Below are 13,925 nucleotides of genomic sequence, written 5' to 3'. Positions count from 1 at the left end.
TATTAATTAAACTTATCCATAACTTCTTCTATTAACTCTTCTGGAACTAATCCATTAATTGATCCTCCGAATTTCGCAACTTGCTTTACAGAAGATGAACTTACATAAGAATATGCTGAAGATGTCATCATAAATACCGTTTCTATATCTGGGTTTAATTTTGAATTCATAAGTGCCATCTGAAACTCATATTCAAAATCTGACATTGTTCTAAGACCCTTTAAAATAACTTTAGAATTATGTAACCTAGCAAAATCTACTAGAAGACCTTCGAAGCTTAAAACTTCCACATTATCTAAATCTTTTGTTACTCTTTTTATAAGTTCAACTCTTTCATCAATGCTAAATAAACACTTCTTATCAACATTAACTAAAACAGCTACTATAAGCTTATCATAAATTTTAGAACCTCTATCTATTATATCCAAATGCCCTTTAGTAATTGGATCAAAGCTTCCTGGATATATCGCAATATTCATATCTCTCACTTTTAATTACTCCTCATATTTATATAAGCATACTGTAGTATTCCCATACTTTTTACTTTTTACATTTTGTATATCTTTATATCCCTCATATATTTCTTCAATTGAATCAATTTTCGTTACTATTATTCCATCTTTATCTAACATATTATTTTCTTTAATTATTTCTATTGCTTTTGGTATCATTTCTTTGCAATATGGCGGATCAATAAAAATTATATCAAAGACTTTCCCTTTTTTACTTAAAGTTTTTAAAGCATCGTAAGAATCCGTATTTAAAGGAAAACAAAAATCCTTAAATTTTAAGTTTTCTATATTTTTTTCTAATAGCGGATAAGTTGTATTGCTCTTATCTACTAAATATACTTCCTTAGCACCTCTACTTGCTGCTTCTAAACCAAGACTCCCAGTTCCTGCAAATACATCTAAAACTACTGCATCTTGTATGTAATTTTGAATTATGCTAAACATAGCTTCTTTTACTCTATCTAGAGTTGGTCTAGTTTCTATAGTTTCAGGCGGAATAAGCTTTCTACCTCTAGCTTTTCCTGCTATTATCCTCATGTAATTTCCTCCTTAGCTATCATTATTTCAATTTTATCATAATATTAATTTATATACAATTTTTTTAATTAAAACAAATATATCGACTATATCTTTCAATAGATTTAGATATTTCTATGCATAATTTTACATTTTCTCTTTCATTTGAAGATATTAATTTACTCGCTTCATATCTTGAGCATTTTAATATATCTATATCTTCATATATGTCTGCAAGTACTAATCCTATATCCCCACTTTGTCTAAGACCAAACATCTCTCCAGCTCCCCTTAACTTTAAGTCTTGTTCAGATATAAAGAAACCGTCTGTTGATGATGTCATTATTTCCATCCTCTTCTTAGTCTTATTGTTATTTGCCTTACCTATTAGAATGCAATAAGAAGCATATTCTCCTCTTCCAACCCTTCCCCTTAATTGATGAAGCTGTGCTAAGCCAAACCTTTCTGAATTCTCAATAATCATAACTGAAGCATTTGGTACATTCACCCCTACTTCAATAACAGTAGTTGATATTATTACCTTTGTATTACCTTCCTTAAATGAATTTATTATATCATCCTTTTCTTTTGGCTTCATCTTACCATGAAGTATTTCTACAGTAACATTCTTAAAAACATCACTTTTTAATTCTTCATATAGAGTTTCAACAGAATTTAATTCCATTTTTTCATTTTCTTCAATTAAAGGACAGACTATATAAACTTGCCTTCCAGAACTTATTTCTCTTAAAGCTAAATCATAAGCTTCCATTCTATTTTTATCAGTATAAAACCTAGTATCTATTTTCTTTCTTCCTGGTGGCAACTGATCTATAATAGAAACATCTAAGTCCGAATACATATAAAGTGCTAAGGTTCTTGGTATTGGAGTTGCTGTCATTACTAAAACATCAGGTCTTCTACCTTTATTTATTAGCTTATTCCTTTGCTCAACTCCAAACCTATGTTGTTCATCAGTAATAGCCAATCCAAGATTCGTAAAATCTACATCCTCTTGTATTAGAGCATGAGTTCCTACTACTAATAAAGGTGTGCCCCCTAAAATTAATTCCTTAATCCTCTTCTTTTCCTTTGCACTAGTACTACCTGTTAAAAGCTCAACTTTAATATCAAAATCCTTATATATTTTTAAAGCTTCTTTATAATGCTGATTAGCAAGTATTTCTGTTGGTGCCATTAAAGTTGCTTGATATCCATTTTTTATAACATTAAATATTGCAATTAATGCAACAATAGTTTTTCCGCTTCCTACATCTCCTTGAACTAATCTATTCATAGAATATTTGCTTTTTTGATCTCTTAAAATATCTCTTACTACATTAGTTTGGGCATCCGTTAACTTAAAAGGAAGGGATTCTTTTAATTTTACTAATTCATCATGCCACTGAAATGATATTCCATCACTACTTCTTAAGTTATTTTTTAATAATAGAAGCTTCATAGAATAAGTGAATAACTCTTGAAACTTTAATCTATTAACTGCACTAGTTAATTCAATCTTTCCTTTTGGAAAGTGAATTTCCCTAATTGCTGTATCTAAGTCTAATAAATTATACTTTTCTAAAATATATTTAGGTAAATTATCGGTTATAATAACCTTATCTAAGGCCTCATTAATGAGTTTTGCTATAACCCTATCATTTAAATCACCTTTTAGGGGATATTTCGGGATAATCTCACTTTTCTTAGCATCGTTACACCCAACCATAGGATTAACAACCTCTAACATTTTACCTATCTTTTTAAATTTCCCCACTAAATCATATGTATTATTCATTTTAAAGGTATTTTTTATGTATTTTTGATTAAACCATTTTCCAAGAACAATATGACCATTATAATCAAATTTAATAGTACTTAAAACCTTACCATTTTTAGTTTTAATATCTCTATCATATCCTATAACTCTACAAGATAAAATTTGTTTTTCTTCTCCATCTATTTCATCAAAATCTACATCACTTTTAATAAACTCATAATCTCTTGGAAAATATAAAAGCAAATCATAAATAGTAAAAATACCACACTTATTCAGTTTTTCTGTTAATTTTGGACCTACTCCTTTTAAGGTGGATACTTCCATTTTTATATCCATATTTTCACCTCAATTTTTTATATATACGTTAAATATTAAAGCACAAGTTCCCACTTATGTAAATAAAAGTAGTAACTTGTGCTTATTTATTATTCTACAGATAATAAGAAGTAGTAAAGAGGTTGCGCACCTTCATAGCATTGAACATCTAAGTCAGGATACTTTTCTTCAAGCTTTTCAGTAAAGCTTTCCGCTTCTTCTTCAGAAATATCACTTCCGTAGAAAATAGTAATAAGTTCACTATCTTCATCTATCATTTCTTCTAATACTTCTTCAGCTACCTTGCAGTGGCTTTCTCCTACCTTCTTAATTTTACCTTCTACTAAACCTAGCATATTGCCTTCTTTAATCTCAATTCCATCCATTTCTGTATCTCTTACAGCATATGTTACAGAACCTGTCTTAACCATTTCCATAGCTTCTTTTAAAGCTTCTTCATTTTCAGCTACTTCATTTTCAGGATTAAACATAGTTACACAAGTTATCCCTTGAGGTATTGAAGTAGTTGGTATAACAATAACATTCTTATCAGAAATTTCAGCAGCTTGATTTGCTGACATTATAATGTTTTTATTATTTGGAAGAACAAAAATATTCTCAGCATTTAGATTCGCTATACACTCCATAATATCTTGAGTAGAAGGGTTCATAGTTTGACCACCTTCAATTACGTAATCTACACCTAAATCTTTAAATATATTTGTAATACCATCTCCCATTGCAACAGCAACAAAAGCATACTTTTTAGCTTCTTCTACTTCTACAGCAGCTTCAACATTTTGATCCTTAAGCTTATATTCTTCTTTGCTTAAAAGAACTTCTCTATGTTCTTCTCTCATATTATCTATTTTTATCTTAGATAATTCACCTAATTGTACAGCTTTTGCTAAAACTGCTCCAGGATCATTTGTATGAATATGAACCTTTATTACATCTTCATATCCAACAACTACTTGAGAATCTCCCATAGGTATTATATCATCTCTAAACTTTTCTGCCTTACTTGCATCAGCTAAAATGATAAATTCAGTACAGTATCCAAATTTAATATCTATATCTTCAGTACCTTGAGCACCTTGCATCTTAGCTTCTGATGGTTTGATATCTTTAATTTCTGCCTTTATATCATTCTTTAATGCATCATACATTCCATTTAATATAATGTATAATCCCATTCCACCTGAATCTACAACCTTAGCTTTCTTTAAAGCTGGTAATAATTCTGGTGTTTTATCAAGCATAACCTTTGCTTCTGTTACTATAACATCCATTAACTCTACTATATCTTTTTTATCTGTTTCAATAGCAGCTTCTGCTGCAGCTCTTATAACAGATAATATTGTTCCTTCAGTAGGTCTCATAACCGCTTTGTAAGCAGCTGTACTTCCTTCTTTAAATGCAATAGCAAGTTCAACAGCATCTACTGCTTCTTTTCCTTCTAACCCCTTTGAAATACCTCTTAAGATTTGAGATAAGATAACTCCTGAGTTACCTCTCGCTCCCATTAAAGCTCCTTTAGCAAGCTTCTTTGAAGTTTCTCCAATAGAACTAGAATTTAAGCCTTCTATTTCCTTAACTGCTGACTTAAAAGTAGCTGACATGTTAGTACCTGTATCTCCATCTGGAACAGGGAATACATTTAATGCATTAACATATTCACTTTCTTCTAATAATCTATTGCTAGCATTAACAACCATGTTATAAAAATCATGGCCATTTATAGTCTGATATTTCATCTTTTTACCTCCTAGACTCTAACTGCTTGAACATTTACTGTAACAGATGAAACTTTTAATCCAGTAAAGTTTTCCACACTATAGCGCACCTTTTGTATAATGTTATTTGCTATTTCTGAAATTTTTGTGCCATATTCAACCATAACAAATAATTCTACAACTAATTTATCTTCATTAACTTTTAGCTTTACACCTTTGCTTAAATTCTCTATTCTCATTAATTCCCATAGTCCTTCTGTTGCGTTCTTGGAAACCATTCCTACTACGCCATAGCACTCCATAGTAGATAAACCTACTATCTTAGCAAGTACCTCTTCAGAGTAATGTATATTTCCAAGCTCATTTGAATATCCTACCATACAGAATCCTCCTTAATATATATCTATACAATATATTTTATATTACCTTCATTTATTATTCAAGTAAATATTACATAGCTTATTATATGAAGATTACTAAAAATATATGAAAATGTCTATTTTAAAAGTTTTTTTGCTTTTTTATTATTTTTCCTTGCTTTTCTAGTATATCCTATGTTAAAATTTAATCTGTCCTATTGAAGAGAAATTTATCTTCAAAAATAAGGAGGTGTTTTCAAGTGGCAAGAAGATGCGAAGTTTGTAACAAAGGGGTTGTATCTGGAACTCAATACTCCCACTCACATCGTCAATCAAAGAGAACTTGGGCTCCTAACATAAAGAGAGTAAAGGCTTTAGTTAATGGAACACCAAAGACAGTTCATGTATGTACAAGATGCCTTAGATCTGGCAAGGTTCAAAGAGCAATATAAGTTCAAATAAAAAATGCAATTGTTAATTCAATTGCATTTTTTATTTTATTTATTTTTTCCTATGTATTATCTTTTTCTTCTAAAAAACTTTATAAGATTAGATAAAAATCTCGGTAATTTAATTGCTATAATTTTCATTTACATCCCTCACTAATGTCTTCTTTCTATATACATAGTATGCAGAGATATAAAATCAGTGATTAATATTTTTAATCTTTTGTATAAAGTACTAATATTAGTCCACTATCAAAAGATATATCTATATATTCTCCTAAAAATTCATTTGAAGTAGTTAATCCATCACCTAATCTTAATAAATGATTATTTAAATCATATTTTGAATTTTTAATGCTAAAATTCTTTACTTCCTCGCTATATGCATGAAATGATATAGTATCTCCCGGATTTCCTTTTAATGAAATATTCTTATCTGTTAAAAACATCAAATTATTATCATCAATAATTCTTGCTTTAACGCCTTTACTTAAAGCCTTCTTTAAAAGACCAATATTACTTAAAGAATGATCATATCTTGTCCCAGTAGCGCCTAAAAGCACTATTTCATCAGGATTATTTTCTAAAGCTAAATTTAAAGCTATTTCAGTATCTGTGTAGTCTTTCTCTTTTTTAAACTTTATTTTCTTTTTAGCCTTCTTTTCTATGGCATTTATAATTTTCATATCCGCTGAATCAAAATCGCCTAAAATAACATCAGGTATTATTTCATATTTATATAAGACTTCACAGCCTTTATCTGCTCCAATTATAAAATCAGCATTTTTTACTTCTTTTAATAAAATTTCTTTAGAAGGAGCTTTTCCTCCAGAGACAATTACTATCTTCATTGCTCTAACCTCTAATAGCTTCTATATTTTCTTTAAGTTTTCCATCTCCAAATATTGCAGAACCTGCGACTAAAACATTAGCTCCAGCTTCAACTATTGCCTTAGAATTATTTTTATCTACTCCACCATCTACTTCAATAAGTAAATCTTTATTTACATTTAAACTCATTTCTTTAACTTCTTTTATCTTATTTATTGAATATGGAATAAACTTTTGTCCTCCAAAGCCTGGATTTACAGACATAATAAGTACTAAGTCTAACTTTTCTATTATATCTTTTAATACTATGCTTGGCGTACCTGGATTTAGTGAAACTCCAGCTTTTACGCCTTTAGATTTTATATAATCTATAGCTCTATCTATATGCTTTTCTGCTTCATAATGAATAGTTATTATATCAGCACCAGCTTCTACAAATTCATCTATATATCTTGATGGATTTTCTATCATTAAATGAACATCAAAAACCTTATCAGTTTTATTTCTAATAGATTTAATTACTGGTAGTCCTATAGATATATTAGGAACAAAATTCCCATCCATTACATCTATATGTATGAAATCTGCACCTGCCTTATCTACATTTTTTATTTCTTCACCTAACTTTGAAAAATCAGCTGATAATATTGATGGTGATATTTTTACCATTTGTTCTTCCTCCCGTCTAATAGCTCTTCTAATATTCTAATATAGAAACTATATCTATATTCATTTATTTTACCTTCTTCAACAGCAGCTTTTACTGCACACTGTGGTTCTTTGTTGTGAATGCAACCTCTAAATTTGCAATTATGATTATATTCCTCAAACTCCGGAAAACAATATCTTAGTTCATCTTTATCAATAAAACTAATATCTATATTTGAGAAACCTGGACTATCTACTAAATATCCATTTTCGATTTCAATAAGCTCACTATGTCTAGTTGTATGCTTACCTCTTCCTATTTTGTCAGATACAGCTCCTGTTTCCATATGACTTCTATCAATAAGAGTATTAATTAAAGTTGACTTACCTGCACCTGAAGGTCCACATAAAACAGTTACCTCTGATTCTAATCTTTCTTTTAATAGTTCTATTCCTATAGCCTTCTTTGCATTAATAAATAATACGTCATATCCTATATCATTTATTTTCTTTTTAACTTCTTCCTTTTCTTCATTAGTTGCTAAATCTTCTTTATTTAAGCATACTATGGACTTAATATTATTATGTTCACATAAAATTAAGAATCTATTTAAAAGGTCAAAATTAATATCTGGATTTTTAATTGCAAAAACTACAAAAGCTTGCGTAACATTTGCAACAGTAGGTCTTATAAGTTCAGAAGATCTTTCTAATATATCTTCTATTACTCCCTTTCCATTAGAGACATTTATTATTACATTATCACCAACCATTGGTTTCATATCTTTATGCCTAAACTTGCCTCTAGCTTTACATTCAATTACTTCTTCCTTAGTTTTAACATAGTAAAACCCACCGATTCCTTTAATTATTTTTCCTTCCATAATTCCTCCATATAATTTTATCTTCATAATTATAATAAACAGATTTCCCTAAAAAATGCAAATAAATTTTATAAAAAAGAATCAGCCCTAGGCTGATTCCCATTTATTGATTATTGTTTCCATTGTTATTACCATTATTATTTTCTACTGGCTTTTGTGGCTCAGATTTTTTAGCCTTAATTTCTACTGTTCCACTAGCCTTAATTTCTTCAGTGAAACTTTCAACTATATCTCCACTGCCAATAACCTTATATTTAATCTTATTTTTCTCAAGTATATCTATAGCATCACTAATCTTCATTTCTTCTTTTATACCATAAGATCGAATATCTATAGATGGTTCCTCATATTTTCCTACTGTTAAAGAAATAGGAGTTCCTTCTTGAATCTTAGTTCCTGAAACATTTTGATATAATACTACCCCATCTTTAGATTTATCATCAGTAACTTCGTATTTTATGTCATCATTTGCTTTTAACTTTGCTTCTTCTAAAATAGCCTTTGCATCTGCTAATGATTTTCCCACAACATCAGGTATATCTACCATTCTAGTTTCAGGTCCTTTACTAATAACAACCTTAATTTCTGTATTCTTTCCTACTTCTTCTCCAGCTGCTGGGCTCTGCTTAATAACCTTATTTTCTTCAACATCATTACTATATTCATAAGATTCTTCTGGAGATTTTAACCCTTTATTTTTCAAAATATTTTTAACATCATCTAAAGTATAATCTCTAAGATCAGGCATTGGTATTAGCTCTTCACCAGCAGATACTACAACCTTAATTACAGTTCCTTTTTTAACCTTCATTCCAGCTTTTGGATCACTATCAAGAATTGTATTTTCTGGTTTATCACTTTTATCTGCTTTACTAATTTCAAGTTTTAATCCTAACTCTTCAACTTCTTTCTCTGCATCATTAAATAACTTATCTTGAAGCTTAGGAACAACTATATCAGTACTACCAGCCCCACCAGCTAAAAAGAATCCTATAGAAGCTAAAAGTAATAACCCAACTATAATTCCAATAGATATAAGTATTTTTTTCTTAGTATTCTTCTTTTTATTTTTAGGCTTCTCATCTTCATCAAAGTCATCATAATCTTCATCATCATATTCTTCATCATATTCATCATCGTCATAATAATCATCTTCAATAGTAGAGCTTTTATTAGCTTTAACATTAGATATAGGCGCCATTATGATAGTGCTATCATTATTTGTATTTATAGCACTTCCAATTACAACATCAGGATTTTCCTGAATCTTTTGAAGATCTTGAATAATTTCCTTTGCATTTTGATATCTCTTTATAGGCTCTTTTTCAACAGCCTTAAGTATTAATTTATTTAAGCTATCTGGAATAGCAGAATTTATATTTTTAGGAGGTACAGGCTCTTCTTGAAGATGCTTTAATGCTACTGTTACAGGTGAATCTCCCTCAAAAGGTAGTCTTCCTGTTACCATTTCATATAATACTATACCAAAAGAATAAATATCTGATCTAAAATCAATATATGTTCCTTTTGCTTGTTCTGGTGAAAGATAATGTGCGGAACCAATAATACTTGTAGTATTTGTTATAGTTTGAGAATCAGTTGATTTGGCAATTCCAAAGTCTGTTACTTTAACTTCTCCATTTTCAGTAACTAATATATTTTGTGGTTTAATATCTCTATGAATTATATTATTCCTATGTGCACAATCTAAAGCTTTTGCAATTTGAAGCGCTATTTTTATTGCAGTATTATATGTTAATTTTCCACTATAATTTATTAATTCTTTAAGAGTTTTTCCAGTTACTAGCTCCATAACTATATAATCAATATCATCTTGAGTCCCTACATCTAAAATATTAACTATATTAGCATCAGATAAATTGGCTATTGCAGTAGCTTCTCTTTTAAATTTTTGAGCAATATCTTTATTATCTGCAAATTGCTTTTTTAATATCTTTACAGCTACAAATCTATTAAGTTTATTACATTTAGCTTTATAAACTTCTGACATTCCGCCTTCACCTATTTTTTCTAATAGCTCATATCTTCCGCCTAAAACTATTCCATTCATATTTGCACCCCTCCTCCAAATAACATTACAGTTATATTGTCTCTTCCACCATTAGCCTTTGCTTCTTCTACTAACTTCTCGCAAATAATCTGTAATTGATTTTCTTCAATATTAATGGATAGAACTTCTTTTAAATTCACTTCATTAGTTAATCCATCGCTACATAAAAGTAAGTAATCATATTCTTTATTATTTACTTCAAAAACATCTATTGCAACTTCTTCTTCTGTTCCAACAGCTCTAGTTATTACATTTTTCTTAGGATGATTACTAGCTTGCTCAGGAGATATACTTCCCGAATCTAATAATTCCTGAACTAAAGAATGATCTTTAGTTATTTTCTTTATTTCTTTTCCCTTAATAGCATAACAAGCACTATCACCTATATTGGCAACTAAAGTCTTGTCTCTAGTTACTAAAGAAGCTACTAAAGTAGTTCCCATTCCTCCATAGTTTTCAGAACAGTGAGAAAGATTATATACTTTTAAATTAGCATGTTTAATTGATTTTATTAAAACCTCTTTAGATAAATTAAAATCCATATTTTCTCTTATGTATTTTATTAAGGCTTTAGAGGCCGTTTTGCTGGCTATTTCGCCAGCATTATGACCTCCCATACCATCAGCTACAACACATATTGTATAATTTTCATCTTGATAAAATTCAGCATAATCCTCATTTAAGGTTCTAACATTACCTTGATCACTTTTAATACCAATCACAAGTACCCACTCCCCTTTATTTTTCAAGCTTTAAAAAATTCCTCCTCAATTGACCACAAGCAGCATTTATATCATTTCCCATTTCTTTTCTAACTGTAACATCTATTCCATGATCATTTACTATCTTTTCAAAATCGTCAATTGTTTTCTTTGATGGTCTTTTTAAAGTATTTTCTTTTATTTCATTAACAGGTATAAGATTAACATGACATTGTCTTCCCTTTAAAAGTTTTGCAAGGGATTTTGCATGTTCCTTACTGTCATTTATTCCTGAAACTAATGAATATTCAAAACTAATACGTCTTCCCGTCTTATTAAAATAATAATCACAAGATTCTAGTATTTCTTTAATTGAATATTTTTTCGCTATAGGCATAATTTCTCTTCTTGTCTCATCATTAAAAGCATGTAATGAAATTGCAAGAGTAATACTATATCCTTTATCTGCTAACTCATAAATTTTAGGTACTAACCCACAAGTAGAAAGTGTTATATGTCTTTGCCCTATATTTAATCCATATTCTGCATTTACTAAATCTATGAACTTAGTTACATTATCATAGTTATCTAAAGGCTCTCCACTTCCCATAAGTACAATATTAGAAATTCTTTCGCCTAAAACCTTTTGAGCAACCATAACTTCTGCTAAAATTTCACCAGCAGTTAAATTTCTAACTCTACCTTCTAATGTTGAAGCACAGAACTTGCATCCCATTCTACATCCTACTTGAGTAGATATACAAATTGTATTTCCGTAATTATATTTCATAATTACACTTTCAATTATATTTCCATCTTTAAAAGCTAAAAGCAGCTTACTAGTACCATCTAGTGTTGATTCAAATGTCTCTATTACTTCTGGAATACCTATGTAAAAATTATTCTTAAGCTTTTCAACTAAAGACTTAGGTAAATTTTTCATATCTTCAAAATTCCAAGTATTTTTATAAATCCAAGTAAAAACTTGTTTAGCTCTAAAAGAACTTTCTCCATTTTCTTTCATCCATAAAGAAATTTCTTCTAAACTATAATCTAATATATTATTCATTATATCACCTATTTTTTCTTCTTTATTTTACCCATAAAGAAACCGTCCATAGAATCATTTGGTAATATAGTTAAACTTCCATCTACGTTGTATATAAAATTATTATTATTACCTATATATAGTTTTTCAATTTCTGCATCACTATGTTTAGATAAGAACCATTTTAAATTTTCTTCATTTTCTTCTTTATTTAATGTACAAGTAGAATATAATAGTATTCCGCCTGGTTTCAAATATTGCCATGCATTTTCCATTATATCTCTTTGAATTTCAACTAAATCTCTTAATTGTTGTCTTGTTTTGTTCCACTTTATTTCAGGTTTCTTTCTTATTATTCCAAGTCCTGAACAAGGTACGTCAATTAATACCTTATCTCCATAGCTAATATAATCTGGATTAAGTTTAGTTGCATCCATAGTCTTGCAAACTATATTAGTTAAACCTAATCTCTTAGCATTTTCCTCAATTAAAGATAACTTATTTTCATGTAAATCAAAAGCTAATACTTCCCCTGTATTATCTAATAACTCTGCAATATGAGTTGTTTTTCCTCCTGGTGCAGCACATAAATCTAAGATTTTTTCTCCCTTATTAATTTCTAGTAAAGGTGCAACAAGCATTGCACTTTCATCTTGAACTGTAATAAGTCCTTCTTTAAATAACTCATTACTTTCAACACCTTTTCCACCTTCTATTTTGATGGCTTCTGGACAAGCATATCCTTCTTCAATCTTATATCCCATTTCTTCAAGGTTTTCAAAAACTTCATCATACTCACCTTTAGATTCATTAACTCTTACAGTAACTTTTGGTGTTTCATTTAAGCCAGCCATTATTTTCATAGTTCTTTCTTCACCGTATTGTTTAATAAAAAGCCTTATCATCCATGGTTCAAAAGAAAACTTATATCCAAGTTCATCTATTCTATTTCCTGGTACTACTATTTCTTTTTCATCTCTAATGAAATTTCTTAAAATACCATTTACTAGCTTTGAAGCTTCTACAGATATTTCTTTAGCTTCTTCAACTGCTTCATTACATGCAGCATACTCTGGTATCTTATCTAAGAAATACATTTGATAAATTGCAACTCTAAGTATATTTAATACTGTAGAATCTAAAAGCTTAATATCTTTTACAAAATTACCTATAAGCACATCTAAAGTTCTTTTTCTTCTTAAAGTACCATAAACTATTTCAGTTATAAGCCCCTTATCCTTTTCATCTATATCATCTCTATTTAATTCCTTTGATAAAACTAAATTAGAATAAGCCCCTTCTTCTAAAACTCTTTGTACTATTTGTCTTGAAAGTTTTCTACTATTCATCCTTCTACCTCTTAATTATCGTTATATCTATTGTTTAAAGCTATTAATCTAATTAATTGAGAAATAGCCATTAATGTTGCTGCAACATAAGTCATAGCTGCTGCATCGAGAACTTTTTGTGCTCCTTTTAACTCATCACCATATAAAAACGTTCTAGTTTTTAATATGCTAAGTGCTCTTGTTGAAGCATTAAATTCAACTGGTAATGTAACTAGTTGGTATATAACTGCTCCACTAAAAAATATTATACCTATATTTGCAAACAGAGGATTACCTAAAAATATGCCAATCATAAATAACCATATAGATACATTGCTTCCTATATTGACTATAGGGGCAATTCTAGTTCTTAAAACTAAAGGTGCATAATGGTTTTGATGCTGAATTGCATGACCGCATTCATGAGCTGCAATACCTGCTGAGGCAACTGTTGCACCATCATAAACCTCTGGAGATAATCTTATTACCCTTTTACTTGGGTCATAATGATCTCCTAAATGCTTACCATATCTTTCAACCCTAACATCAAACAGTCCAGCTCCATCTAAAATACTTCTAGCAACTTCACTTCCAGTAACACCACTCATAGTTCTAACAGTGCTATATTTCTTATAAGCACTATCTATTTTATTTTGTGCCCAAAAAGCTATAATTACAGCTGGAATTAAAATTAAATAAGTTGTATCAAAATAAAATCCCGGATAAAACATATAGCCATCTCCTTTTAAT

At 29.4% G+C, this 13,925-nt stretch carries 14 protein-coding genes; 1 reads left to right on the top strand and 13 read right to left on the bottom strand.

The features are described 5' to 3' along the window. Window positions 1-2: 2 nt before the first annotated feature. The 5 genes from coaD to E5347_RS03730 form a co-directional block, all read right to left on the bottom strand. The gene (gene coaD / locus E5347_RS03750; RefSeq protein WP_136005845.1) at window positions 3-479 is read right to left on the bottom strand and encodes a pantetheine-phosphate adenylyltransferase; all 477 of its coding nucleotides are present in this window, start codon (window positions 477-479) and stop codon (window positions 3-5) included. Between the two features lie 15 nt (window positions 480-494). Continuing rightward, window positions 495-1,049: a 16S rRNA (guanine(966)-N(2))-methyltransferase RsmD gene (gene rsmD, locus E5347_RS03745; protein WP_136004794.1), complete on the bottom strand. Its 555-nt coding sequence runs from the start codon at window positions 1,047-1,049 to the stop codon at window positions 495-497. A 64-nt stretch (window positions 1,050-1,113) separates the two neighbouring features. Continuing rightward, window positions 1,114-3,144, bottom strand: coding sequence for an ATP-dependent DNA helicase RecG (recG, locus tag E5347_RS03740; protein WP_136004792.1), 2,031 nt, complete (start codon window positions 3,142-3,144; stop codon window positions 1,114-1,116). 89 nt (window positions 3,145-3,233) lie between these two features. Continuing rightward, window positions 3,234-4,880, bottom strand: a complete 1,647-nt coding sequence (locus E5347_RS03735; RefSeq protein WP_136004789.1) for a DAK2 domain-containing protein — start codon at window positions 4,878-4,880, stop codon at window positions 3,234-3,236. An 11-nt stretch (window positions 4,881-4,891) separates the two neighbouring features. After that, entirely contained in the window at window positions 4,892-5,239 is a 348-nt protein-coding gene (locus E5347_RS03730; RefSeq protein ID WP_136004787.1) for an Asp23/Gls24 family envelope stress response protein, read from the bottom strand. 239 nt (window positions 5,240-5,478) lie between these two features. On the opposite strand from E5347_RS03730, the gene rpmB reads away from it, so the two are divergent. Continuing rightward, entirely contained in the window at window positions 5,479-5,670 is a 192-nt protein-coding gene (rpmB, locus tag E5347_RS03725; protein WP_008678335.1) for a 50S ribosomal protein L28, read from the top strand. A gap of 209 nt (window positions 5,671-5,879) precedes the next feature. Here rpmB and E5347_RS03720 read toward each other — a convergent pair whose 3' ends face one another. From E5347_RS03720 to E5347_RS03685, 8 genes are all read right to left on the bottom strand, one after another. Then, window positions 5,880-6,515, bottom strand: coding sequence for a thiamine diphosphokinase (locus E5347_RS03720; protein WP_136004785.1), 636 nt, complete (start codon window positions 6,513-6,515; stop codon window positions 5,880-5,882). Between the two features lie 4 nt (window positions 6,516-6,519). After that, window positions 6,520-7,164, bottom strand: a complete 645-nt coding sequence (gene rpe, locus E5347_RS03715) for a ribulose-phosphate 3-epimerase (protein ID WP_136004783.1) — start codon at window positions 7,162-7,164, stop codon at window positions 6,520-6,522. Further along, the gene (gene rsgA / locus E5347_RS03710) at window positions 7,158-8,027 is read right to left on the bottom strand and encodes a ribosome small subunit-dependent GTPase A (protein WP_136005843.1); all 870 of its coding nucleotides are present in this window, start codon (window positions 8,025-8,027) and stop codon (window positions 7,158-7,160) included. The genes rpe and rsgA overlap by 7 nt, the downstream gene beginning before the upstream one ends. Before the next feature lie 103 nt (window positions 8,028-8,130). Next, window positions 8,131-10,098, bottom strand: a complete 1,968-nt coding sequence (gene pknB, locus E5347_RS03705; protein WP_136004780.1) for a Stk1 family PASTA domain-containing Ser/Thr kinase — start codon at window positions 10,096-10,098, stop codon at window positions 8,131-8,133. Then, window positions 10,095-10,820, bottom strand: coding sequence for a Stp1/IreP family PP2C-type Ser/Thr phosphatase (locus E5347_RS03700; protein ID WP_136004778.1), 726 nt, complete (start codon window positions 10,818-10,820; stop codon window positions 10,095-10,097). Before E5347_RS03700 ends, pknB begins: the two co-directional genes overlap by 4 nt. Before the next feature lie 16 nt (window positions 10,821-10,836). Then, window positions 10,837-11,868 carry a 23S rRNA (adenine(2503)-C(2))-methyltransferase RlmN gene (rlmN, locus tag E5347_RS03695; RefSeq protein ID WP_136004776.1) on the bottom strand — a complete coding sequence of 344 codons (1,032 nt, stop codon included), beginning with the start codon at window positions 11,866-11,868 and terminating at the stop codon, window positions 10,837-10,839. 8 nt (window positions 11,869-11,876) lie between these two features. Further along, window positions 11,877-13,196, bottom strand: coding sequence for a 16S rRNA (cytosine(967)-C(5))-methyltransferase RsmB (gene rsmB / locus E5347_RS03690; protein WP_136004774.1), 1,320 nt, complete (start codon window positions 13,194-13,196; stop codon window positions 11,877-11,879). Between the two features lie 11 nt (window positions 13,197-13,207). Further along, a complete protein-coding gene (locus tag E5347_RS03685; protein WP_136004772.1) occupies window positions 13,208-13,906 on the bottom strand; it encodes a zinc metallopeptidase in 699 nt (232 codons plus the stop codon). Window positions 13,907-13,925: the final 19 nt, after the last annotated feature.

Origin of the sequence: Clostridium sartagoforme, from assembly GCF_004794105.1 — a bacterium.
GTDB lineage: Bacteria > Bacillota > Clostridia > Clostridiales > Clostridiaceae > Clostridium > Clostridium sartagoforme_B.
The sequence above is the reverse complement of the archived record's forward strand: the minus strand, read 5'-3'. Positions and strand labels throughout refer to the sequence as shown.

Excerpts from the sequence above, each read along its gene's own strand:
- coaD (WP_136005845.1), bottom strand. The coding sequence starts at position 479 with ATGAATATTGCGATATATCCAGGAAGCTTTGATCCAATTACTAAAGGG.
- E5347_RS03735 (WP_136004789.1), bottom strand. The coding sequence starts at position 4,880 with ATGAAATATCAGACTATAAATGGCCATGATTTTTATAACATGGTTGTT.
- E5347_RS03720 (WP_136004785.1), bottom strand. The coding sequence starts at position 6,515 with ATGAAGATAGTAATTGTCTCTGGAGGAAAAGCTCCTTCTAAAGAAATT.
- rlmN (WP_136004776.1), bottom strand. The coding sequence starts at position 11,868 with ATGAATAATATATTAGATTATAGTTTAGAAGAAATTTCTTTATGGATG.
- rsmD (WP_136004794.1), bottom strand. The coding sequence starts at position 1,049 with ATGAGGATAATAGCAGGAAAAGCTAGAGGTAGAAAGCTTATTCCGCCT.
- E5347_RS03730 (WP_136004787.1), bottom strand. The coding sequence starts at position 5,239 with ATGGTAGGATATTCAAATGAGCTTGGAAATATACATTACTCTGAAGAG.
- recG (WP_136004792.1), bottom strand. The coding sequence starts at position 3,144 with ATGGATATAAAAATGGAAGTATCCACCTTAAAAGGAGTAGGTCCAAAA.
- rsgA (WP_136005843.1), bottom strand. The coding sequence starts at position 8,027 with ATGGAAGGAAAAATAATTAAAGGAATCGGTGGGTTTTACTATGTTAAA.
- rpe (WP_136004783.1), bottom strand. The coding sequence starts at position 7,164 with ATGGTAAAAATATCACCATCAATATTATCAGCTGATTTTTCAAAGTTA.
- rsmB (WP_136004774.1), bottom strand. The coding sequence starts at position 13,196 with ATGAATAGTAGAAAACTTTCAAGACAAATAGTACAAAGAGTTTTAGAA.
- pknB (WP_136004780.1), bottom strand. The coding sequence starts at position 10,098 with ATGAATGGAATAGTTTTAGGCGGAAGATATGAGCTATTAGAAAAAATA.
- E5347_RS03685 (WP_136004772.1), bottom strand. The coding sequence starts at position 13,906 with ATGTTTTATCCGGGATTTTATTTTGATACAACTTATTTAATTTTAATT.